Annotated in this window: 16 protein-coding genes and 1 tRNA gene; 12 read left to right on the top strand and 5 right to left on the bottom strand. The window is 60.8% G+C overall.

What is annotated here, in order from left to right:
• The first annotated feature begins 6 nt into the window (after positions 1 to 6).
• The 4 genes from HMPREF3147_RS02645 to HMPREF3147_RS02630 all read left to right on the top strand — a co-directional run bounded on the left by HMPREF3147_RS02645 (position 7) and on the right by HMPREF3147_RS02630 (position 1460).
• A complete protein-coding gene (locus HMPREF3147_RS02645; RefSeq protein WP_070444279.1) occupies positions 7 to 510 on the top strand; it encodes a tRNA adenosine deaminase-associated protein in 504 nt (167 codons plus the stop codon).
• 34 nt (positions 511 to 544) lie between these two features.
• Positions 545 to 988: a nucleoside deaminase gene (locus HMPREF3147_RS02640; protein ID WP_070444734.1), complete on the top strand. Its 444-nt coding sequence runs from the start codon at positions 545 to 547 to the stop codon at positions 986 to 988.
• A 92-nt stretch (positions 989 to 1080) separates the two neighbouring features.
• The gene (locus tag HMPREF3147_RS02635; RefSeq protein WP_010188406.1) at positions 1081 to 1278 is read left to right on the top strand and encodes a CsbD family protein; all 198 of its coding nucleotides are present in this window, start codon (positions 1081 to 1083) and stop codon (positions 1276 to 1278) included.
• A 91-nt stretch (positions 1279 to 1369) separates the two neighbouring features.
• Positions 1370 to 1460 (top strand) — tRNA-Ser (locus HMPREF3147_RS02630).
• 46 nt (positions 1461 to 1506) lie between these two features.
• Here the strand turns inward: HMPREF3147_RS02630 and HMPREF3147_RS12825 are convergent.
• Positions 1507 to 1674 (bottom strand): hypothetical protein, encoded by a 168-nt coding sequence (locus tag HMPREF3147_RS12825; protein ID WP_010188407.1) that lies wholly within the window; start codon positions 1672 to 1674, stop codon positions 1507 to 1509.
• A 181-nt stretch (positions 1675 to 1855) separates the two neighbouring features.
• Between HMPREF3147_RS12825 and HMPREF3147_RS02625 the strand changes: the two genes are divergently transcribed.
• Positions 1856 to 4288, top strand: a complete 2433-nt coding sequence (locus HMPREF3147_RS02625) for an MMPL family transporter (protein WP_070444277.1) — start codon at positions 1856 to 1858, stop codon at positions 4286 to 4288.
• A 6-nt stretch (positions 4289 to 4294) separates the two neighbouring features.
• Complete coding sequence (tgt, locus tag HMPREF3147_RS02620) at positions 4295 to 5578, top strand: tRNA guanosine(34) transglycosylase Tgt (protein WP_070444275.1); 1284 nt, start codon at positions 4295 to 4297, stop codon at positions 5576 to 5578.
• On the opposite strand, the gene HMPREF3147_RS02615 is transcribed toward tgt, so the two are convergent.
• The 4 genes from HMPREF3147_RS02615 to HMPREF3147_RS02600 all read right to left on the bottom strand — a co-directional run bounded on the left by HMPREF3147_RS02615 (position 5566) and on the right by HMPREF3147_RS02600 (position 7652).
• Positions 5566 to 6303: a sortase family protein gene (locus HMPREF3147_RS02615; RefSeq protein WP_070444273.1), complete on the bottom strand. Its 738-nt coding sequence runs from the start codon at positions 6301 to 6303 to the stop codon at positions 5566 to 5568. The two genes, tgt and HMPREF3147_RS02615, sit on opposite strands and share 13 nt — an antisense overlap.
• Positions 6296 to 6580 carry a type II toxin-antitoxin system RelE family toxin gene (locus tag HMPREF3147_RS02610; protein ID WP_070444271.1) on the bottom strand — a complete coding sequence of 95 codons (285 nt, stop codon included), beginning with the start codon at positions 6578 to 6580 and terminating at the stop codon, positions 6296 to 6298. The genes HMPREF3147_RS02615 and HMPREF3147_RS02610 overlap by 8 nt, the downstream gene beginning before the upstream one ends.
• Positions 6581 to 6582: 2 nt before the next feature.
• Positions 6583 to 6792 (bottom strand): type II toxin-antitoxin system RelB family antitoxin, encoded by a 210-nt coding sequence (relB, locus tag HMPREF3147_RS02605; protein WP_070444269.1) that lies wholly within the window; start codon positions 6790 to 6792, stop codon positions 6583 to 6585.
• Positions 6793 to 6917: 125 nt separating this feature from the next.
• Complete coding sequence (locus HMPREF3147_RS02600) at positions 6918 to 7652, bottom strand: queuosine precursor transporter (protein WP_070444267.1); 735 nt, start codon at positions 7650 to 7652, stop codon at positions 6918 to 6920.
• A gap of 418 nt (positions 7653 to 8070) precedes the next feature.
• Between HMPREF3147_RS02600 and HMPREF3147_RS12965 the strand changes: the two genes are divergently transcribed.
• The 6 genes from HMPREF3147_RS12965 to HMPREF3147_RS02570 all read left to right on the top strand — a co-directional run bounded on the left by HMPREF3147_RS12965 (position 8071) and on the right by HMPREF3147_RS02570 (position 22326).
• A complete protein-coding gene (locus HMPREF3147_RS12965; protein WP_246815705.1) occupies positions 8071 to 8754 on the top strand; it encodes a PMP-22/EMP/MP20 family protein in 684 nt (227 codons plus the stop codon).
• A complete protein-coding gene (locus tag HMPREF3147_RS02590) occupies positions 8754 to 11609 on the top strand; it encodes a vWA domain-containing protein (RefSeq protein WP_070444265.1) in 2856 nt (951 codons plus the stop codon). Before HMPREF3147_RS12965 ends, HMPREF3147_RS02590 begins: the two co-directional genes overlap by 1 nt.
• Before the next feature lie 70 nt (positions 11610 to 11679).
• Positions 11680 to 15345, top strand: a complete 3666-nt coding sequence (locus HMPREF3147_RS02585) for a tubulin-like doman-containing protein (protein WP_070444263.1) — start codon at positions 11680 to 11682, stop codon at positions 15343 to 15345.
• Complete coding sequence (locus HMPREF3147_RS02580) at positions 15345 to 18182, top strand: AAA family ATPase (RefSeq protein ID WP_070444262.1); 2838 nt, start codon at positions 15345 to 15347, stop codon at positions 18180 to 18182. The genes HMPREF3147_RS02585 and HMPREF3147_RS02580 overlap by 1 nt, the downstream gene beginning before the upstream one ends.
• 23 nt (positions 18183 to 18205) lie before the next feature.
• Positions 18206 to 20626: a SaeA-related protein gene (locus HMPREF3147_RS02575; protein ID WP_070444260.1), complete on the top strand. Its 2421-nt coding sequence runs from the start codon at positions 18206 to 18208 to the stop codon at positions 20624 to 20626.
• A gap of 2 nt (positions 20627 to 20628) precedes the next feature.
• Positions 20629 to 22326, top strand: a complete 1698-nt coding sequence (locus HMPREF3147_RS02570; protein ID WP_070444258.1) for a GAP1-N2 domain-containing protein — start codon at positions 20629 to 20631, stop codon at positions 22324 to 22326.
• Positions 22327 to 22336: the final 10 nt, after the last annotated feature.

Below are 22336 nucleotides of genomic sequence, written 5' to 3'. Positions count from 1 at the left end.
CGAGGTATGAGCCACGACGATCTGTCCTTTGCTATCACCGTCACCAGCGCCGAAGGCGCGTGGGTGATTCGCCCCTTCAAGGATGACTTCACCGACGTCAACACCTCCATCAAGGCGGTGCGCAACCTGCGTTCGGAGGGAGCGGCATTTGCGCTGTTGTGCGTGGAGGATGATTATTTCGTCGTCGTGCGCCCGGTGCCGGGGGATGTGCGCATGCTGCTTTCCGACGCCACCTATGCCTCCGAAGACGATTTCGCCGCGGATTTCCTGGACCTGCGCGATATCGATATCCCGGATTTGGACGAAGACGAGTGGGAGGACGCCGACCCGTACGGTGACGGTGACTTCGACATCTTCGCGGACCTCGGCCTCGATGAGGACCAGGTGGGCTACATCATCGATAACGATGAGGACTGGCCTTCCGATATGCTCCTGCGCATCGCCGGCGAGCTGGGCTTTGGTGATGAGCTGGAGGATTTCATCGACGGCCTCGACTCGGATGATTCTTAAACCAGCGGCGGGGCTGGTCCGCGCGGAGTCTCGCATGCGTCGCGCCCTGGAGGTCGCACGCACCACGCCGGCGGGGGATATCCCGGTAGGAGCCGTGCTGTACGACGCCTCCGGTAAAGAACTCGCCACCGGCGTTAACCGCCGCGAACAGCTGAATGACCCCACCGCGCACGCAGAGGTGGAAGCCATCCGTCAGGCGGTGCGCGTGCATGGCGATGGCTGGCGGCTGGAAGGCTGCGAGCTGGTCGTCACCTTGGAGCCCTGCGCGATGTGCGCTGGTGCGATTCAGGCTTCCCGGGTGTCCTCGGTGGTCTTTGGTGCCTTTGAGCCGAAGATGGGGGCGTGCGGTTCGCTGGTGGAGGTATTGCGCGCCCCTGGCGCCCTGCACGTACCGGAGGTACGCGGTGGAGTACTGGAGGAAGAGTGCGCGGAGCTGCTCACAGGCTTCTTCGGGGGTCTGCGCGGAAGCAGCGAGTAGCCCTGAGTTGGGACGTGGTCTCGGATCCACCTTCCGATTCGCGTGTAGGCTGGGTGTCCCACGTGAGAGACGTAGAGAGTAAGGAGAAAACCATGGGTGATTTCGAGAACAAGAAGGACGAGTTTGTTGGCAAGGCTAAGGAAGCCGCTGGCAACGTAAGCGACAACGAGAAGCTGGAGAACGAGGGCAAGGCCGACCAGGTCACCTCTGAGGCCAAGCAGAAGGCTTCCGACGCCGTTGAGGGCGTCAAGGACAAGGCCAACGAGGTCATCGGAAACCTCAAGGACTAATTCCTAGCCTTAAGTAGCTGAATCGCTGTCCCGCCGCCTGGCGTGGGCAGCGATTTTGTCGCTCGGGGTTACTCGACGTAATCTGGAACGCGGTGGCGTGTCCGAGCGGCCGAAGGTGATCGCCTCGAAAGCGATTGTTGGGTAACCCCCAACCGCGGGTTCAAATCCCGCCGCCACCGCCACATCCGGCACTCCAGTTTTAGCTCTGGGGTGCCGGTCTTTTGTGTTTTAAAAGCCAGCCCGCCCTCTATCAACATCTCTTTGGAAATCCAGCGCGGCTTGGCGTGCCTCGGGGTCGTGGTCTTCAGTGCGCTTGTGAATCCGCCGGCTCATCATGCCTGCTGGGATGGCAATGAGGAGGATGGCCGCGACGGCGACAATGACGAAAGTAGACATGGTGGTGCTCCTAGAGTATTTCAGTAATTCCGCATTGTAGCGCTGGCCACGCTCTGGAGGGGTCGTTGAACTCTTACGAGACCGTTAGGGCTTCACAGCCCAACTGGTTAAACTGGTGCACATTCGTGTCCACCACCAAAGCTTCCGCGAGCAATAATCGCGCATGTGAAGGGGAATTTCCGTGGCAAAGCTGCTCTACCACCTAGGCCGCTGGTCTTACATCAATCGATGGAAGGTCATCATCGCCTGGATCTTCATCGTAGCGGCCGCGGGCGGAGCGACCTTGAGCTTGATGAAGCCGATGACCACGGAGTACTCCATCAGCGGCACGCCAGCAATTGATGCCACCCGCCGCGCGGTGGAGCTCTTCCCGGAGAACGGTAACCCGGCCAATGCGCCGTCGGTCAACCTCGTCTTCAAGGCCCCGGAAGGGCAGAAGCTCAGCGATCCGCAGAATAAAGAAGCGGTCGAGGACGTGGTGCACCACATCGCAGAGGGCCTAGACATACCGGAGGGTAGCCAACAGCGTTGGGGCAATCCGCTTGAGGTATCGCCAGCACTGCAGCAGCAGGTCATCGAGCAGTTCACCTCCATGGGCTTGCCGGAGGAGACCGCACGGGCGGATGCCGACAACCTGGCCATGGTCAATGCCGATGAGACCATTGCTTATACCACCTTCGATTTTGACGCGGAGAGCCCCTATTCGGTGGACCCCGCGGATAAAGACGTGGTCCATGAGGCCATGGATATCGGCCGTGCGGCGGGCTTGGAGGTAGAGGCCGGCGGCGCAGGCTTCGGTGATGAAATCCAGGTCAACTCGATTTCTGAGGTTATCGGCCTCGCCGTGGCGTTTATCGTCCTCATCATTACCTTCGGTTCCTTGGCTTCCGCGGGTATGCCGCTTATCTCCGCGGTCGTGGGTGTGGGCCTGGGCGCGATGGGCGTCATGATCGCTACCCACTGGATTGAGCTCAACAACCTCACCCCGGTGCTGGCCGTCATGATTGGCCTGGCCGTGGGCATCGACTATGCGCTGTTCATCATGTCGCGTTACCGGCAGGAGCGCTCCCGCATGGACGGGCCGGATGCCGCCGGCATGGCCGTTGGTACGGCGGGTTCCTCGGTGGTCTTTGCCGGTGCGACGGTCTTCATCGCGCTCTTCGCCCTACTGGTGGCACGCATTAGTTTCTTGACGGCGATGGGCCTGGCGGCTGCGGGCACGGTCTTCATGGCCGTGCTTGTGGCGCTGACCTTGGTGCCCGCGATGCTGGGCCTGCTCGGTGATAAGGCCTTCGCCGGGCGCATCCCCGGCGTGGCCGGCAACCCCACGAAGCGCCGACCGCGCCGCACGAAACCAACGATGGGCAACCGTTGGGTGCGCACGGTGCAGCGTGTCCCCGGTGTCGTCATGGCCTTGGTGGTGCTCGGCCTCGGTGCTTTGACCGCTCCGGTTCTGCACATGGAGCTGGCGCTTCCGGCGGATACCACGTCTAATCCGGATACCACCCAGCGCAAGGCGGCGGACCTGCTGTCCGAGGGCTTCGGCCCCGGCATCAACGGCCCCTTCTTAGTGATCGTGGATGGCGCTAACGCCAACCCGGATTCCGCGGCTTTGCAGCCCTATATCCAGGGCCAGGAGGGCGAAGAGGATGAGCAGAAGAAGGCCGCTCTTTCTTCCTTTATGTATTCCGTGCAGCGCCTGAACCAGGTCGGCGGGGTCAAGCACGCCCAGTTGGTGGGCGTGAGCAAGGATATGAAGGCAGCGCAGATCATGGTCAGTCCCACTACCGCGCCGACGGATGAGGCCACGGTTGGCACCGCCTCCGCTTTGCGCACCGCCAGCGCGGAGCTGGAGGATGCCACCGGTGCCGAGATCGGCATGACAGGCCTGACTGCGGTGCAGCTCGATATCACCGAGCGCCTTGAAGGGGCCATGGGGCCATACCTCGCCATCGTGGTGGGCCTGGCTATCTTCCTGCTCTTGGCGGTATTCCGCTCCATCTTGGTCCCGCTGGTGGCGGGCTTAGGCTTCCTGCTCTCCGTCGGTGGCGCCTTTGGCCTGACCGTGCTTGTGTGGCAGGACGGCCTCACCGGACTGGTGCCCGCGCCGGGCCCGCTGATTTCCTTCATGCCCATCTTCCTCATTGGCGTGACCTTCGGCCTAGCCATGGACTATCAGGTCTTCCTGGTCACCCGCATGCGCGAGCACTTCTCCCGCTACCCGCAGGGCAGCGGTGGCAAGTACAGCAAGTACAACGCCAATGATGAGGCCACCATCGCCGGCTTTACCGCCGGTGCCCGCGTGGTCACCGCCGCGGCCATCATCATGATTTCCGTCTTCGTGGCCTTTATCAGCCAGCCGCTGCCCTTCATCCAGATCTTCGGCTTCGCGCTGGCGGCGGGCGTGCTTTTCGACGCCTTCCTAGTCCGCATGTCGCTTGTCCCCGCCACCATGTTCCTCATGGGGCACACCACCTGGTGGATGCCGAAGTGGCTGGACAAGCTGATCCCGCAGCTGGATATCGAGGGCACGGCACTCGAGGAAGAATGGGAGCGCAAACACGCAGCAGCATCCCGTGAAGCAGAAGATAAAGCAGCGCAGCCCGTAGAATAGTTCCCTATGACTCACCCTAAGCCGCAGCTTGAGACCGACCTTTCCTTCGACGTGAAGAAGGAGCTGGATTTAAGCGGTCCAGCGCAACCGGGAAAGCACGGCCGCACCGGTGTTATCCATACCCCGCACGGTGATATCCAGACCCCGGCCTTCATCCCGGTGGCCACCAAGGCCACGGTGAAGACGCTGACCCCGGAGCAGATTCGCCTGACCGGAGCCCAGGCCATCCTGTCCAACGCCTACCACCTCTACCTGCAGCCGGGCCACGACATCGTGGACGAGGCCGGTGGCGTGGCTGCCTTCGAGAATTGGCATGGGCCGACGTATACCGACTCAGGCGGATTCCAGGTCATGTCCCTCGGCGTGGGTTTCAAAAAGGTCCTCGCCATGGACGTGGCGGACCTAACGGACTCCGATATCCGTGCGGCCAAGAAGGAGCGTATGGCGCAGGTCGATGAGGATGGCGTGGATTTTAAATCCATCATCGACGGCTCCACACACCGCTTCACCCCAGAGGTCTCCATGCAGATCCAGCATGGTCTGGGCGCGGACATCATGTTCGCCTTCGACGAGCTCACCACGCTCGTTGATACCCGCACTTACCAGGAGGAATCTGTCGAGCGCACGCGCCGCTGGGCGCAGCGCTGCCTGGATGAGCACGACCGCTTGACGCTTGCCCGCGGCCCGCAGAAGCCGCGCCAGTCCCTGTGGGGAGTGGTGCAGGGCGCGCAGTATGAGGACCTGCGCCGCCAAGCTGCCCGCGGACTGGTGGAGCTCTCCGATCGCGCCGAAGCGAATGGCCGGCGCGGCTTCGGAGGCTTCGGCATCGGTGGCGCTTTAGAGAAGGAGAACCTGGGAACGATTGTGGGCTGGGTATGCGATGAGTTGCCCGTCGATAAGCCCCGGCACCTGCTGGGTATCTCTGAACCGGATGACATCTTTACCGCCGTTGAGGCTGGTGCCGATACTTTCGACTGCGTGGCGCCGACCCGCCTGGCGCGCCGCGGTGGCGTCTACACCCTTGATGGCCGCATGAACCTCACTAATGCGCGCTTCAAGCGCGACTTTTCTGGTGTGGACGAGGAATTCGGCGGCTATGTGTCGGAGAATTACTCCCGCGCCTACCTCCACCACCTGCTCAAAGCCAAGGAATTCTTGGCTGGCACGCTGTGCACTATCCACAACCTGGAGTTCATGATCCGCCTGGTAGATAACATTCGGGAGTCCATCGATGGCGGCTATTACGAGGCTTATCGCGATGAATTCCTGGGGCGCTATTACGCCAAGTGACCGGTGACGATGACGTTGTACTCCAAGTCTGATGTGCCGTCCACCGCACACGCAATGAGCACGATACGCCCGGGGACCTCGGTATTCATCAGGTCGGCGTCGCTGCCTAGTTGTTCCTTGTCAACTAGGAAGGCGTTATCCACGATCCACTCGCGCCCGGCACCGCCCTCGGAGGTCATGCGGATGTGGGAGCCGTTGAGGATGGGCGTCGTAAAGCGCTGCACCTGCGCCCCGTCGAGGCCCTCCACGGTGGTGGGGTTGCTCAGATCAACGTTGGCAGTGACCACCTCGGAGAAAGGGTTGAACACCAGTTGCTGTTGGCCCCAGGCATGGCCCAAGACGTAGGTGGTGCCCTGTTCTGCCGTGGCGGGTGACTCACCCCAGTCTTGCACCCAGCGCACCATGGTTTCTTGCGGTCCGGCGGGGTTGAGGGGCACGACGAAGGGCATTGAATCATAGGTCGCGCCCGTGATGGTGGCTGGGCCGTCCATCTCAAACGTTCCGGTCAGTGCGGGTGCCGGGCCCTCATTGAGCGGCGGCGGGGTAGGGGTGGTGCTGGGTGCTGTGCTTGGCGACGCCTCACTGCTCACCGCCGTCGTTTCCGGTGCCGCGTGGTTCGTCGTTTCAGGCGACGGGTCTTCTTCCGTACCCGAGCATGCAGCAATACTCAGAGCCGTGGCCAGGCCAAGGATAGGGAGGAGTGAAGTTCGTCGATGCTTATGCATCGTAGATGTCCTTCCGGTGGCCAATAGCGAATACCTCAATCGTTACTTTCTGGTCGTGGATGTACGCCAGAATGCGGTAAGAACCGACCCGATAGCGCCATTCGCCTGAACGGTTTGAAGTCAATCCTTTTCCGAGAGCTCGAGGGTCTTCGCAGCCTTCGAGGTTCTTTTGGATCCACGTCACGATGATTCGCGCATCGAATCGGTCAAACTTCTTTAGCTGTTTGCGGGCTTTCGACGTGAATTCGACGTGATATGAAGTAATTCTCTCCGGCATCTTTAGAGATCCTCGAGGACCTCATTAAGGCTAAACCGTTCGCCAGAATCCTCTGCCATTGCTGCGCGCAGTTCCTGAAGGTCGTAGTAGTCTTCGACCCGTTCTAAAAGCGCTGCTCGGGCAAAATCAGATATTGTACGGCCTTCAAATGTGGCTAGATTTCGAACGAGTTCAGCGTCGTTATCATCCATGCGAATTGTCAAAGTAGCCATATTTCCTCCTTAACCATCGTGAATACATTGTATTCAATGGGGAGAGTAAAGGGAAGAGAGAAATAGTCCCCCTCAGCACAGTGTGTGCCAAGGGGGTGAAAATTCGGGACGGGTAGCTGTTGCTGTTACTGAGGCTGTGTTGCCGTAGAGGTTTCGGCCTCGTCGATAGGTGCGTAATCCTCGCGGCGCTTGACCCAGGAGATAACCAGCGTGGTTAGCGGAAGCATGATGACCTCGCAGGCGGTCTTCCAGAGGAAGCCCACGATGACGTAGTTCAGGAAGCCACTGAAGGAATCGATGCCGATGACCGGTGCTGCGATGGCGCAGAACAGCAGGGTATCGCCGAATTCGCCGACGACGGTGGAAGCAACAAGGCGGGCGATGAGACCCTTCTCGCCTGAGCGGGCCTTCATCTTGACCAAGGTGAAGGAGTTGAGCAGCTGGCCCACGACGTAGCCGACGAGGGAAGCCAGCAGGATTTGCGGGACGAGGCCCAGCGTGGCGGCGAAGGCTTCCTGACCTTCGTAGAAATCAGCCGCGGGCAGCCAAATTGCAATATAAAAGGAAACTGCGGCCAGAAGCGCCATGGCGAAACCGATATAAACGGCGCGGCGGGTGGACTTGAAGCCATAGCACTCAGAGAGAACATCGCCCACGATATAGGCGATGGGGAAGAGGAAGAAGGCGCCATCGGTGATGAGTGGGCCGAGCTGGACGCCCTTCGTGGCGTTGATGTTCGAGATGAGGAAGGTAACGACGAACACCGCGACCAGCCACGGGTACAAGGTGGAATGTACCGGGATGAATCGGATGCTCTCGCCACCGTTTGTGGTGGTTGCGGTTGCCGATTGAGTTGTCATGGAACAGCATTTTTCCACGAAACTGGGGGAAGCAGAAATGGGGAGTGCTCCCTCACCCGGCTGTTTCCTGAGAACCTGCAGCGGAACTGGCTGTTTCGGGGGTGCGCTCTTGGTGCTGTGCCCATAAAGATCTATGAACTGGGCAGAAATAATGCACGCAGTATGGCATTCTTTTGCTTGCAACGTTTTCGTATTCCCTGAACGTTTCCTGTCTATTGTGTGCATGGCGCGCGCTCGAAGAGATTCGGGCGCGTTCGAATTTCGAGGCCAGAGAAAGACACGTCATGTCAGGGGGTGCGGCTACCTTGGTTTCTGGTCCTTAGAGCTTTCCGGCGGATCTTCTACCTTCTGCGTCGCTAGATGGGGAAGGTACCAGGTTCGCCGGTGGCCCAACTTCGTTTAAGGGAAGGTCATCGATATGACGTTTGGTTCCCCAGGCTCGTCGCCACAGTTTGGCGGGCGCCCGCCGCAAGGGGCTGATCAGCCAGGTGCAGGTTCCGGGTTCGGCGCGCCCGGTGGGGCTGGGGGTCCCGGTGGTTTTGGTGCCCCGAATCCAGCACAGAATTCTGCCCAGACCCCAGCGCAGAAGCCTTCCTCCGGTACTGATTTTGGTCGGGGCTCCGGTTTCGGCTCTGCCCCGGGAAGCCCTGCGGGGGCTAACCCTAGTTCAGGGGCAGGTGGCTCTTTTGGTGCGCCGGGCTCGTCTGATGGTTTTGGTGAGTCCTCGCCTGCACCGGATTATCGCCGTCAGGTGGCAGCACCGACGAGTCCGACGAAGGGGCCGTGGCCGCTGCTCATTGCTGCTGGCGTTTCCGCAGTTATCGCACTGATCCTCTTGGTCATTGCGCCGCTTATTGCTTCGCCGACGCAGACTCTGTTCTTTGTCCTGGCTATCGGTGGATGGCTGCTGGCCGGAATCGTGTCCTTTATCCTCTTGGGCCTGTACACGCTGAAGAACACGCAGCGCCAAGCCGAGACGTTTTATGTTGAGGACACCACGCAAACTTTGCTTTACCGCATCATCATGGGCGGAAGTTTTGTCCTTGTCATTGTCGCTGCGGTGGAAATCGCCTTCTACGTAGGAAAGGCGGTTGGCGCCTAATGAAGAAGTTCACACGAGTACTTGCTTTATCCGCTGCGATGGCCATCACTGGGTTCGGTGGCAGCCTGGGAGCGGTGGCGCAGGATGCTCCGCCGCCTCCGGAAGAGCGCCCTGAGGGAATCGGCTCCGAATCTGCGCTCTCAGAAGTCTCACAAAAGAACCTCTCCGATTTTGGCTCCTGTATTGCCAGCGAGAAGTCTGCGGACCTGCTCTTTGTTCTTGACCAATCAGCGTCCTTGGTGGGCTATGAGGGCTCGCAGCCGACGGATGCCGATGCCTTCCGCGTTGATGCCACGGCGGACATCGTGAAGCAGTTGGCCCACCTCGGGGAAGACAACGGCGCAGACATTAACGTGAAACTCGCTGGCTTCGGATCCGACTATTACAGCGATCCTGCCGAGTATGGCGGGTGGACCAATGTCTCCGGTAACGCTGATGCCCTGCAGGGCGAACTGGATAAGTTCCGCAAGGAGGATCGCGTTGCGGATCTAGAGACCAACTATGGCGCGGCCTACAAAGGCGCGTTGAAGGAACTCGCTTCTCATCAAGGTAGTAGCTGCCGCGGCATCGTGTTCTTTACCGATGGTAAGTACTACACCGACGCCGAGGCCAACGATCTTCAGGGCGCGCAGGACAAGCTGTGTGAGGTCAATTCCTCTGTCACCGCGTTCCGTAACTCCAATATCCGCCTCTTTAACGTGGGCCTCGTGCCAGCTGCGGAAGCCCAGGATCAAGTCCGCCAGCTCACCCGCATGGCGGAGGGTGAAGACTGTGGCCAGGGTGCCCCAAACGGTGCATTCTTTGATGCAGGTGAGGACCCAGCAGCGCTGTTCGCGGCCTTCCGTAACCTCATCCCTACCTCGGGTGGTGTAACCAAGGAAGGTAACTTCAAGGACCAGTTTGATTTCGTCCTTGATAACTCCGTGTCCCCTGTGCGTTTGTCCGCGGTGCCGAAGAATTCGGTGGGTGAAGGCGACCTCATTCCGACCCTGACTGGTCCCGATGGCGAAACGGTGGAGCTTAAACCCGATACCACGAGCGTTGCCGGCGCGAAGGTCTCCGTGACGGAGAACAACAAGCTGCCGGGCATGGTTGATATCGCTATGGAAAAGGATGGCGATTCCTGGGCCGGAGCATGGACTTTTGGTTACAAGGCGGCTGAGGGTACGGACGGCGAATACCTCGCTTCCGTCGTTATGGTGCCGGGCCTTAACCTGGACCTCAAGACCGAAGACGGGGCCAAGGTAGAAGGCGGCATTAACTCGGACCAGATCCTGAAGGGACAGTTGGTCGATGGCAAGGGCGAGCCACGTGCGCTGGAGGGTGAGGGAACCCTCTATGCGGAGTTCGTACCAGAGGACGGCGCCCCGGTCGCCCTTGTAGAGAATGCGCCGATCACCGATGGACAGCAGGTAGATATTCCGCTGGACAAGGTGGAAAACGCGGCATCCGGTCAGTTGCGAACCCGCGTGGAGATCACCACCAAAGAAACGGGTGAGCGCCCGGGCTCGAAGCTGGATCCCATCAACGCGGAAACGCCGCTGACGGTTACCCCGGTCAATATGCCGACGGTGGGCTCGGCACAGACAATTACCATGACGGAGAAAGAGATTACCGTCGACGTTCCCGTGACCGGCCCCGGCAAGGTGTGGGTGGCAGACCAGACCATGGATTCTGATGGTGGAATGCTTCCCGCGGGAGTTCCTTCCGTTGCAGTGAGTTCTCAGCACAACTCGGAAGATTCCGCACTCGAGCTCTCCAAGGATGAGAAGGCAACCATCCCGGTGACTCTCAGCGTGGAAGAGATGGCGGATGGACCACTGCGCGTGGAGCCGGTCATTAACCTGCAGTCTGCTGAAGACAACCATCAGATGGAGCTGCCGCTGACGTTGCAGGGCTCCATGACCGCACCACTGAGCAAGTCTGCTTTCGGCCTCTCCTTTGTCTTGGCGGTACTGCTGGCACTGCTGATTCCGCTGGCCATTCTGTACTTCATGAAGTGGTTTAGCGGCCGCATTCCGGAAAAGCCCCGCATGTTTACGAAGACCATCCCGGTACGCCGTGATGGTGCGAACCTCGTGCGTACCGACACCGGCCGCCCGTTTGCGGTGTCCAAGGATGAGTTCCAGGGTGCCGTTCCGGTGGAAGCCTCTGCACGTTCTGCCCGCTTGGGCAGCAATGATGCCAAGGTAAAGATGGGACTGAGCCCCTTCACTGCCGCCCACGTGGAGGTCCAGCGCGATGGCACTATCTCCGGCAAGGGTAAGAAGTCCGGTTACCGGGCAGTGTTGCCGCTTGCGGTGCAGAACACGTGGTTCTTCATCGGTAACAAGAAGGACCGCGATTCTGGCGAGATTGTCATGACCATCGATACGTTGGCACAGGCCAGCGCATACGACGAGATGTCGAAGGAGATCAGCCGCCAGGCCCTGCAACTCTTTGACCAAGTCGAATTCCCAGCCGAAAAGGCTGAGAAGGCACAGACGCCGCCGCAGGCAGGCCAACCGGGGCAGCCGGTTCAGCAGAACCAGCCCGGCTCCCAGCCGCCGAGCGGTCCGCCGCCGCAACGTGGACCGCAGCAGGGCGCTCCCCACCCGGGTGGGCGCCAGCAGGCGCCGCAACCTGGCGGTTTCGGCCAGTCCCAGCCTTCCGGACCGTCACCTCAGAACCAGCCAGGTCGCGCTGAAGAGCCGGGACGCCCCGGCTTCGGCGGAGCACCACACTTTGGTGGTGGATCTGGTTTCGGCGGCGGCCCGAGCTTTGGCCAACCGGGCCAGCAGCGCCCAGACAATCCTGGTAACCCTGGTAATAACGGCGGCTGGCCCCCAGCCCCGGGATTTGGCTCCCAGGGTTAAGCCGGCAGAGCAGCACACAACAGACATAAACAGCACAGAAGCGAACCTCCCCTTCGAAAGGTAGTTAAAGATGAAGAAGTTCCTCGTCGTCGGTTGCGGTGGCTCCGGCGCCAAGACACTGGCGTTCATGATGGACCAGCTCAAGGCCGAGCTGCGAAGCATCGACCCGGACATGACCGAGTTGCCCAAGGCCTGGCAGTTCGTCAACATCGATGTGCCGCTCGAGGAGGAGGCAGGCCCGCAGAAGCTGCCGAATGTTACCCAGAATGGCGGCCACTACGTGGGCATTGGTGCTCGCCAGAACTACAACACCTTCGATGAGGGCGTGTCCAGCATCCTGGGCCGTGCCGGCAAGCTCGGTGAGATCGCAACGTGGGCCACCCGCAACCCCTCTACCAATGACGTGAAGCTGGCTGATGGCGCCGGCCAGTACCGCGCGATTGGCCGTATGCTGACCCTGCCGAATCTCAAGAAGATCCGCCAGTCGCTCAAGGAAGCGGTGGATGAGATGTTCACGCAGGAGGCAATCCAGGAGCTCAACCGCCTCAACTACAAGCAGACCAAGCTGGACACCGATACCGGTGATTCCCAGCCGGTTGTCCTCGTTGTCTCCTCCATGGCAGGTGGCGCGGGCGCCTCGATGTTCTTGGATGTGTGCCGTGTACTCACCACTATTCCGAACGTGAACCCGCAGGGCACCCTCATCTTCATGTACACCCCGGAAATCTTCGCCGATAACAAGGCGGATGACATGGCCGGCGCGTGGCCGAACTCGCTGGCTATGTTCGGTGAGGTTGTCGCCGCACAGATGGGTAATGCGTATGATCACGACCGCGCTATCTTTGAGGCCTTCGACATGGGAACCCCGCCGGAGGGGCAGACCTTCGGCCGTATTTTCCCCATTGGTTCCAAGATGGGCACCACCAGCGCTCGCTTCGGCGATGGTTCCGCCATGTCCATCTACCGCGGCTTGGGCCGCGCGTTGGCGGGGCTGATGGCTTCCACCAAGGCCAGCGATAACCTCGTGTCCTACGCGCTGACTAACACCCCGGCCGGTGATGGCGGCCGCCGTTTCTTCGGTTGGGATCGCCCGGACGGCACGCCGTGGGGGCGCCTGCCCTGGGGTTCGCTGGGTTATGCCCAGGTTTCGATGGGCCGTGACCGCTTTGCCGAATACTCTTCCCAGCGCCTTGCCCGCAGCGCCTTCGAGCGCCTCTTCAACGGCCACCTCGATCCGCAGAACCCCGAGGCCGGCGAGATGCAGATTGCGAAGAAGTTGGAGGAGCGCCTGCCTAGCGCCTTTAGCTCTATGACGCTTGATCCTTCCTGGGCACAGGGCGGACAGATCGATAGCGGTAGCGTCTGGAACTGGCTCAACAGTGTGTTCGGTGGCCAAGCCCAGCAAGCCGCGGACAGCGCCGCGAAGCACCTGCAGAACTTCATTCCGGTGGGCCAGGGCCGCAACGTCAACGAATGGCGCGAAGAGTTTGAGGGCAACATGGCCGATCCCCGCAATGAGCAGGCCATCGCATCGGTTCTGAACAATGCTGCGTATGACATTGTTTACCGCTACGCCAACTTCTTCAGCGATGGTGTCCTCGCCACCGTGGAGTCGGAGCTGGCTGCGGTGGGCGTGCCCTATGTGCGCGAGATGCTCTCCAAGATCACGGATGTGCTCACCAACTCTGACCGTCTCCTGCCGTGCCTGTCTGAGTACTCTGGCTACTACCAGAACACCCGCGTGTTGGCGAAGCCGGAAGGCGCGGATCCAATCCTCAGCCCGCTGACTGGCAAGGGCCAGATGACGGACCCGACTCCTACGGTTAATGCTCTGATGGGTCTGTACTTCAACCAGTTCTACAGCTACGCCCTTATGGCCATTGCGCACCTGCTCAAGGATGTCCTGCAGGACTATGCCGATGAGAACCTCTTCCACCTTAAGCGCGAGCTGGGGGATGCCCACGCGGTGTTGGAGAAGGCCGTGTCAAAGCGCCCGGAGACCAACAAGTTGGCCGACGTCCGCACAGACGAGGTCAACTCGTGGCCAACAGAGCTCGATGAGGTCGTGGAAACCCGCTTCAAGGGTGCCGAGAACGAGATCATGCTGACTGATGTCAACACCTTCATCTCAGACTACCGGGACCAGATGCTGCGTACCATCCAGGGCCAGCAGTCCACCTCGGATGTCACCAACTACGAGCAGGCTTATCCCTTTGCGGTGCGTGCGGTCATCCGCGGTGAATGGGAGTCGCTCGATGCGGCCCAGGCGCCGAATGACACCCTGGCCCCGCAGAAGCGTACCAACGATGCCTACTCCAACCGTGCTGGTTGGGTGTCCAAGTACCTCTCGCGCCATCCGCAAAGTGGTGAGTCCCGCGAATCGCAGCGCGCGCACTACCACGCTAAGATCCGCCCGACTGATCTGCTGGAGCGCTCGCGCCAGTGGATTAACCGCCGTGATTATGAGTTCCAGAAGTTCAACTCGGTGGATCTGCGCCGCTACCTCACTCTTACCCCGGACATCAACGAGGTCGAGCACGCTGAGCGCCAGCGCCGCTTCATCGAGGCTTTCCAGCTGGCCCTGAGCTATGCCCGCCCGTTGGCTGCTGTTAACGACGACATGGTTCAGCGCATCCACGGCAAGTCCGTGCAGTACACCTACTCCTTCTCCGATATCCCATTTGCGGAGCTTGGCTCCGCAGAAACTGGCATTGCCTCCCAGCTGGAGTCGGTGCTCAGCCGCCCGGAGATTGACGGGCCTTCCACGGTGGCTCTGCGCAACTCGCTAAACATGTCGGATCACGTTCAGCACATCGAGATCTTCGGTTCCTACCCCAACTACTCGCCGATCGTCTTCTCTTCGATGTTCAACTACATCGCCAAGGACATCGAGAAGCAGGACAATTTCGATGGTTCCTGGTGGTCGGAGCGCCGCACCCGTCCGCTGCCGGCAGCCCTGCCGCTGACGAAGACGGAGCGTCAGGCCATGGTGGCGGGCTGGATCATCGGACGCATTACCGGCCGCGTTTACATTTCCAACGCCGATGCAGCCAATGCGGCAGCCCACATCTTCGATGACACGGATGGTGGCGTGAATGGCTGGGTTGATTTCCCGGATCCGCTGCTTATCTCGCCGCGCCGCATGATCAAGAAATCCGACTGGATGCCTTCGGTTCTGGAGTCCATCTTCATCGCCTACGCGAAGGTGCAGGAAACCGGGCGCTACGGATTCGCTTCCTCGCTCTACCCATACCAGCTGTTGCGCGGGCTTTTCGACGACGGCCTGGACTTCGCCCATTCCGGTGCATCCACGCACCCGGTGGTTCACCGCCTCGCGCAGTTCTTGGCATCCGGTGAAGCTCCGAACCGCGGAGTCATGGGTACCTCCATCCAGGACCGCTACGAATCCTTCGTGGAGGAGCTGGATAAGTTCACCCGCGGCGCAGATCACTTTGTGCCGGGCCACACCAATTCCTTGCCGGGACAGGGACGGAAGGAAAAGCCCTTTGCGGAGGTACGCTCCCGCGAGGTCGCATCGCATACGCCGTACTACCGTGACTTGGCGCTGGACGTCATCGAGGTAGTTCCGGTTATCCGCAACTACCTGAACCAGGCCAAGACTGTGGCGGAGAATCCCGTCGCCCAGCCTGCCCCGCAGGTGCGTAGCTCCGATTCCGGCTTTGGCCAGGACGTCGCACCGGAATTCAACCTCAACGACCTGGATGACACCTTCTAATGACGAACGTAATCTTTTTCGGACACGGCGCCACGGCGGATGATATCCGTTCGCGTCTTAGTGATTTGCGTGCGGTTGGCCTTCTGCAGGACTTCCTTTGGATTGACTATGCCCACCCCATCAACGGGGCCGTTGTGCGCTCCTTTACGGAGGAGGGCACGGCGCGCTTGTCGACGCTCGACGATGCCCTCCGCAGCTTCAGCGGGGACGTCCTCCTCGCCACCATTGACCCGATGGATGCGGCACAGCCGCAGGACGTCGCCAAGCTCACGGAGTGGGTCGGGGCCGTCGATCAGCGCCTGATTCAAGCCTCCAACCTGCGCGTGCGTTTGCTGCTCTCCGCCCTGCCGCGTGAGAGCGTGGACATCGCTCCGCTGCAGGGCTGGAGTAACCTCGTGCTCTCCCCAGAGGAGGGTGGAACCCCGGCCTCCTCGCGTATTCGCCCCATCAAGCGCACTGCCAACGGTTTCGAGCTTGCACAGTTTGCAGCCCCAGCCGTAGCCAGCATCTTCGGTTTGTGGCGCGGCATGCCCGAGCCGGCAGTGCTGGACCCGGATACGCATCGCGTCATCGAGACCGGTGACCGGCAGCGCTTCCGTTTGGTGCGTGCCTTCCACCGCACCATCGATGCCGGTGATATTGAGGACAAGGTCAGGAAGGCCGTCTTCGATCCCGGCCAGCGCCTACCGCAGCCGCAGGTCAATAACATTTCTCGCGCCGTGCACTACGCCAATCCGGAGCAGCTGACGGATCAGTGCGCCCAGATGTTCATCAACCAGGAGATTTCCCCGTTGGTGAGCGCTCCGACCGCTTATGAGGAGCTGCAGTCCCACAAAGTCAGCGGCTGGGCGGCGTTGAAGGATAACCTGCGTTTGTACTGGTCCACCGTGGTGGGCAAGCCGCAGGATTGGGTCGAGGGCCAGCGCGGTGCAATGAACAAGAACGCGGCTACCTTCCTGCAGAAGATGCTCTACGGTGCGGACTCCAGCGTGGAGGTCGTCTTGGCCGGGCACTCCGGTAAGGGCAGCGGTGCGACGAGCGTCGACGAGCTGCGCCAAGCCAGTGAGCACACCATGCGAGTTGCCCGCGAGCAGCAGTTCTCCTTGGGCCAGGAGCCGCAACTCTCGCGCACGTGGGAGGCCTATCACGATTATGCGCTGGGGCTTGTCGATGGATCCTGGCGCGACAGCATCGACACCAAGGGGCTGCGCAATAACCAGGGCAACATGTACATCGTGCAATACGGTGGCCAGTCCGTGCAGGATGTCAGCGCTTCTTTCGAGGGCTTCCATCCGCTCATGACCAGCACTCTGGGCTATACGCACGAGTCCCAAGCAACCGTCGCGCCTTTCGATCCGGTGGGTGCCGAGCGCTTCGCCGCCGATATTGAGTACACCAGCCAGCAGACCCGCAATGAAGCTGTCAGCCGCAAGAAGCACGAGTTTGCTTCGTGGCGAGCAAAGAACAGCACCACCTTCGCGTGGAAGGTGGGCCAGGGCCTGTGGGAGAAGCTGGGGCACGCCCAGCAGAAGTACCGCGACGCACACGCCAAGGCACGTGAACTGCAAGAGTTGGCCAACAGCTTCCAAGCGCGTGACTTCAACGCGGAGAACAAAGCGCTGACCCGAAAGCTGCGCACGATGTGGATTGTGTTCTTCGTAGTGCTTGCTCTGATGACCTACATGGTGGCCGGCCGCTACAACCCGGACTTGCCGTTGGGTGAGTACCTGCAGTGGTTCGACTGGCCGTGGTACGTCGTGGGCATCATCCTGGCTGTTCTTCTTTTCCTTGTGTGTTCTTGGGCGGTCTTTACCAAGGCTCAGCGTGAGATCTTTGACTACGTGCAGCGCCGCAAGCTGTTGAACCGCAACCAAGAGATCGCCGCGCAGAATCTGGCGACGGCCTCGGCCGAGATCTCGCGTATCTCTAATGCCTATAACCAGTTCCTGAGCTGGTCGGCATTGCTGGGCCGCGCTATCTACGCGCCCTTTGGGCGCAAGGAGACGTCGAGCGATCACCTGCGGACGCCGCAGTCGGGCCTTCCGGAGAACGCTCGCATTGCTCAGGCCGTGCTCAACCGCGATGATGCCGTGCGCATGACGGATGAAATCCGCTCCCACATTTTCCAGACGGAGTGGGCACACCGCTCGCTCAAGTCCCTCCTCGATGACATGAATGACACCTTTGAGCGCAACCGCACTGGCCACTCGGCCGTGGCGCTCAATGAGATGTGGGGCATGGCTGGCCTCGGCTCCAGCACTGCGTTAGATAACCTATCGCGCAGCCTTGACCACCCTTATATGCAGGACCGCGACCTCAAGCAACAGGAATGGCAGAAGGTCATTACGGATCCACGCATGGCCCGCAGCTTGCAGCAATACCTCAGTCGCGTGACCTTCCGCGAGGAAGGCGGCAGCCGCGTTCAGAGCACCGCCGAGTTCCTCGACGGCATGAACCAGGAAAAGGGTGCTCTTCAGGCCTTTAGCCCCAATGCGCTGACCAATGCGGGCGGCGCTGAAGGATATACCGAAATCGACGGCTCGCGCACCCGCATCGTGGAGGTGGACAGCCAGACCGCACTGACCAGTCAGCTCTCACGTTCTGTGACCGTGGTGCAGTACGGAAGGATCACTGATTTCAAGTACCTGATCCCGGATGCGGCGTCTGGTGCTCCGTCCTTTAAGGATTCCTCGGACTTCTCCTTGGATGATCTGGATGACATGGACCACATGGGCTTCAAGTCGCCGGGGCAGAGCAATAGCGAAAGCCCGACTGCGCAGCCGTCGTTTGGCCGGCCGGAAGCGCCGGACCTCTCAGACCTCGACGAAACTTTCTGACGAGACCTTCTTAAGGAACGTTGATGACACACAATCAGAAACCTTCGATTGCGGATGTGCCGCTGAGTGAGCTTAAGTCCCTGCACCAGCTCAAGCGCGTAAACGCCGATGATGTGCGTGCAGCTGTATCAGCGCCGTTTAGGCAGTTCGCCGAGCAGATTGCCGCCGCGTATAACGGCGAAGCGGTCGAGCACCCGGAGCTGAGCGCGCAGGCGCGCAATGCTGCGGTGGACCAGGAACGTGCTGCGCAGGAGCGCGCGGCACAAGAGAGGGCAGCGCAAGAACGTGCCGCGCACGAACGCGCGGCACAGGAGCGCGCAGAACGCGAGCGCGCCGCACAGGCTGAAGCGCAGGCCCGCCAACGCGAGCAAGCACAGCGTGCCGCTGCAGCCGCCGGTGTAGCGCAGACAGGTTCCGCGGCTCAACCCCAACCGGCGCAAGCAGCGGCACAGCCGCACGATTTCTTCGCCGAGTGGGAGGCACTGCAGGCAGAGGAAGAGCAAAAGACTCAGGTTAACGAAGAGGACTACATCACCATCCCTGGTTTCGGGATTAAGGCGGAGTACCAGTTTCGCCAGGACCCGAACTGGGAAACCCCCGGCATCGAGTTTGAAGTCGAGGTGCCGCAAGAGGCGGCGCTGGAGCAGGAATCTCAAGAAGAGCCTGGCTACGGCATAGAGCCAGAACCGGAGCCGGAGGATTCCGATCAGCGCCATCCGGTGCGCCTGTGGTGGCCGGAGCTCGAGCACGCGCCGGATGAGGTGGTGTTCTACCGAGTCGTCGCCGATGACGCAGAGATGGTGGCGTCCCCGGATGCCGGTGACACCCTCGTCTACACGAAGGGAACCGCCTACCGTGAACACGAGCCGGGCGAGACAGGCTTGCGCCACTACGCGGTATGGGCTTATAAGGGCCGCGACCTTCGTGAGCTTGTCAACAGCCAGCCGGTATTCATGGGAGACACGGGCGTGGTCTTCCCGCCGGTGAACGTTCAGGTGTCCACCATCAAGGGCGCCATTCAGGTGTCTTGGGACCTGCTGCCGGGGCACTCGAGCGCCATGGTTTATGCCTGCCGCGATAGCGAGAAGGAAAAGCTGTCCCCGCGCTTCGAACAAGACGTGGACAGCAGCGGGCGCAAGGCGACTATTCCGGTGCAAGAGACCGGACAGACCGTCGTCATCTCCTTGCTGGGCCAGGCGGAGTTCCACGGCGCTACTGAGCAAAGCCAAGACGAAGTCGCAGTCCAGCGCTCCGTGAAGCTCGCCAGCGAGCTGGAGAAGCTGGAGCTCTCCCGTTGCGAGCGCCGCAGCGAATACGGACAGGACACCATCGAGGTGGATTGGTACTCGCCCAAGACCGGCGAGGTAAAGATTTATCTCACGCCCACCGCCCCGCAGGCGGACCTGCGCACGTCCGCAGTGCCGAAGACCTACGTCGAAAGCGCACTGTCGAGTGCTATCAGTGAGACCCGCGGTGTGTCCGAACCGGGCTCCTTCCAAACCACCACGGTGCCGTGGCCGCCAGATTGGTACGAGGTTTACATCACCCCAGTGAACTTCAACGATGCTGATGCCTGGGTAGGTGAATCCAAGGTGCTGCAGCGCGTGCAGTCCATTGAGGATGACCAGTTCCGGCTCATTGAGCGCGTGGACAGCCAGCTCATTACCTTCGATTGGCCGAAGGGTGCAACGGCGGTGGAGTACTCCACCAACCGCGAGCACGATCAGATCCGCGAAGAGGACTACGACCTCCAGGGAGGCATCCGCCTGCACCTCGATCAGCACGGTGATACCGTGCGGCTGAAGCCTTATGCGGTCTTCGCAGGCAAGCGCACCGAGGGCAATGAGCGCGTGATCCAGTACGAAGGTCTGCGCCCAGTGACCTATGACTTTGAGGTCGATTCCTCCCAAGGCCAAGCCAGGGTGTTCCTCTGGAGCTTGGGCAACGGCGATAAGCGCCAGTTCTCCTGCCAGGTGGTCTACCGAGCTGACCGCCTGCCGCTTTTCCCCGAAGACGGCGAGGCGCTCGGCATTGTGGAGACCAATCTGCAGAGCACCACGCACGTGGCTCATGGCTTGGGCCCGATGCGCGGGCAGCACCCAGATTTCACGGTGGCATTAGGCGAGCGCATTCAGCGCGGCGGCTTCATCCGCCTGTTCGCCGTCGAGGGCTTTGATAGCCAGGTTGATACCTCGTTCGACAGCTTCGGTGGTGATGATGCCTTCAGTGGTTTCTCGGAAAGCTACAGCGATGCTTCCTCGACGCTGAGCGCATCAGATAAAGCTGTGGTGGTAGAAGGCGATGTGTCCTACCGACTGGGGCTGTACCCACCCGTGCAGAATCAGGCTCCGAACTATGAGGCGCAGTATGAGCAGCAGAACTACGACCAGCAGAACTACGGGCAGGATTATTCGCAGGATCAGTACTTTCAAGGAGGCCAGTAGTTATGGGCGGCGCCTTTAGCTATGCATCATTTTCCCGTGCCAATGGCCGCGCCGGTGGCTGGGGTGTAGGCCAGAAGGCCGGTGATATCACCCAAGAAGAGTTGGCTGAGCTCGTGTCCTTCGTGCCGACCTCTCTCAACAACGGCACGACGATCCCGGATTTCCCCTCTGCCCAGCAGCGCGCGGAACTGGTTCGCCGTACTGCGGTCTTTGCGCTCACCCCTGAGGCGGAAAAGTGGGTCACCATGGTATCCGTCCCCGCGGGCCTGGATGCGACCGGCCGCGGCGGCAACGTCTTTACCTACACCTCGATTTCGCGCACGGGAACCCCGCCGGCACCGGCGACGGTCCTGTTTTCTCCTGACATCCCAGCACCTTTTTCCATCTACGAGGTGGATAAGGTACAGATTCCGGAAAAGATCTCAGCGCGCGGACCGTTGCACTCGGACGTGTTGTTGGAAGAGTTTTTGGATGGCGAATTCCGCTACCCAGAGAAGCTTCCCGCACCGTTCAAGGCGGTAGCCCCGAACCCGAATCCGAGCTTCAACCGTGCGCTGGTTTCTGCCATGGCCACAGTGTTGAATTCCCGCAACGGCCTGGTCATCCTCGTGGCCCCTGATAACCAGGCAGCGCTGTGGATTGCTGCCACCGCCCGCGAGGTGGGGGAGGATGGTTTCGGCTTCTCCACTTTTGAAAAAGCCGCCGCCATCAATGAGTTCCCGCTGAGCACCTCCACCATGCTCGTGGTGCCGCCGAGCGAGAAGCAGCGTCTCGCGGAGACGGCGATCCCCGGCAATCCGGTCGTGTTCGCCCTCGATGAGGCCCTGCCAGACGTCAGCTCCTATGCAGAAAATGCCGCGGAAGAAGCTGAGTCTGCGGCTCCGGAGCCACAGCAAGAGCAGGCCGAGCAGCGCACTGTTTCGACACCCATAGCAGAGGAGAACGCTGCAACGGGTAGCGAACCTGCACAGCGGGACGCGCAGAGCTTTGACGATTCTTGGGGTCAGGACCCAGCTGATTTCGGAGCACCTATCGCAGACTCCTCACCTTTTGCGCTCCCGGGCCATGGACCCGCGGGTACTCCGCCAAATCCCCTCGATGCGCCTGAGCCGAACACGGCGCAGGAGAACCCTTTTGCCACGAAGGCGGAGGCAGCGCCGTCAGCTGGTGCAGACACCGCGCCGGCAACGGCGTCGGGCGGCAACGCCAACGTTCCTGGGCTCAGCGCCGAGGAGTGGCATAGGCTCAAGGAATTCGATCCGCGCTGGTGGATCGAGCACCTTGATACCCACCGTGGTCGCTCCATCCAGCTGGCCTACCTCGATAAAAACTCGTTGGGTGAGGGGTTGGACAAGCTGTTGATGTCCGCGATTGTTGCCTCCTGGGTTTTCTACTTCCCGCGGGATTTCAACCTCCTAGCAGAGGATGCCCTGCAGCCCTGGGAGGACCGCGAGCTCGAGCACATCGGACACCTCACCGCTACGCACTTCGCCGGAATCATCGCACTGGATCATTGCGAGCGCTATGCCACGGGGCGCGTCGCCATGTTGCTAGATGGCACGACACAGTTGCTGGCGGAGCGCTCAGCTCCCATGCAGCAACGACCGGGCCCATCGCATTTTGAACCGAACACAGCATGGCAACACCGGGGAGCAGCTCTCGGTGAGCACGGTCGAAACATGGGATTCCACGGAAGGTAAGAGAAGGAAA

It is taken from the genome of Corynebacterium sp. HMSC05D03 (assembly GCF_001807205.1).
GTDB classification, from domain to species: Bacteria; Actinomycetota; Actinomycetes; order Mycobacteriales; family Mycobacteriaceae; genus Corynebacterium; species Corynebacterium aurimucosum.
The sequence above is the reverse complement of the archived record's forward strand: the minus strand, read 5'-3'. Positions and strand labels throughout refer to the sequence as shown.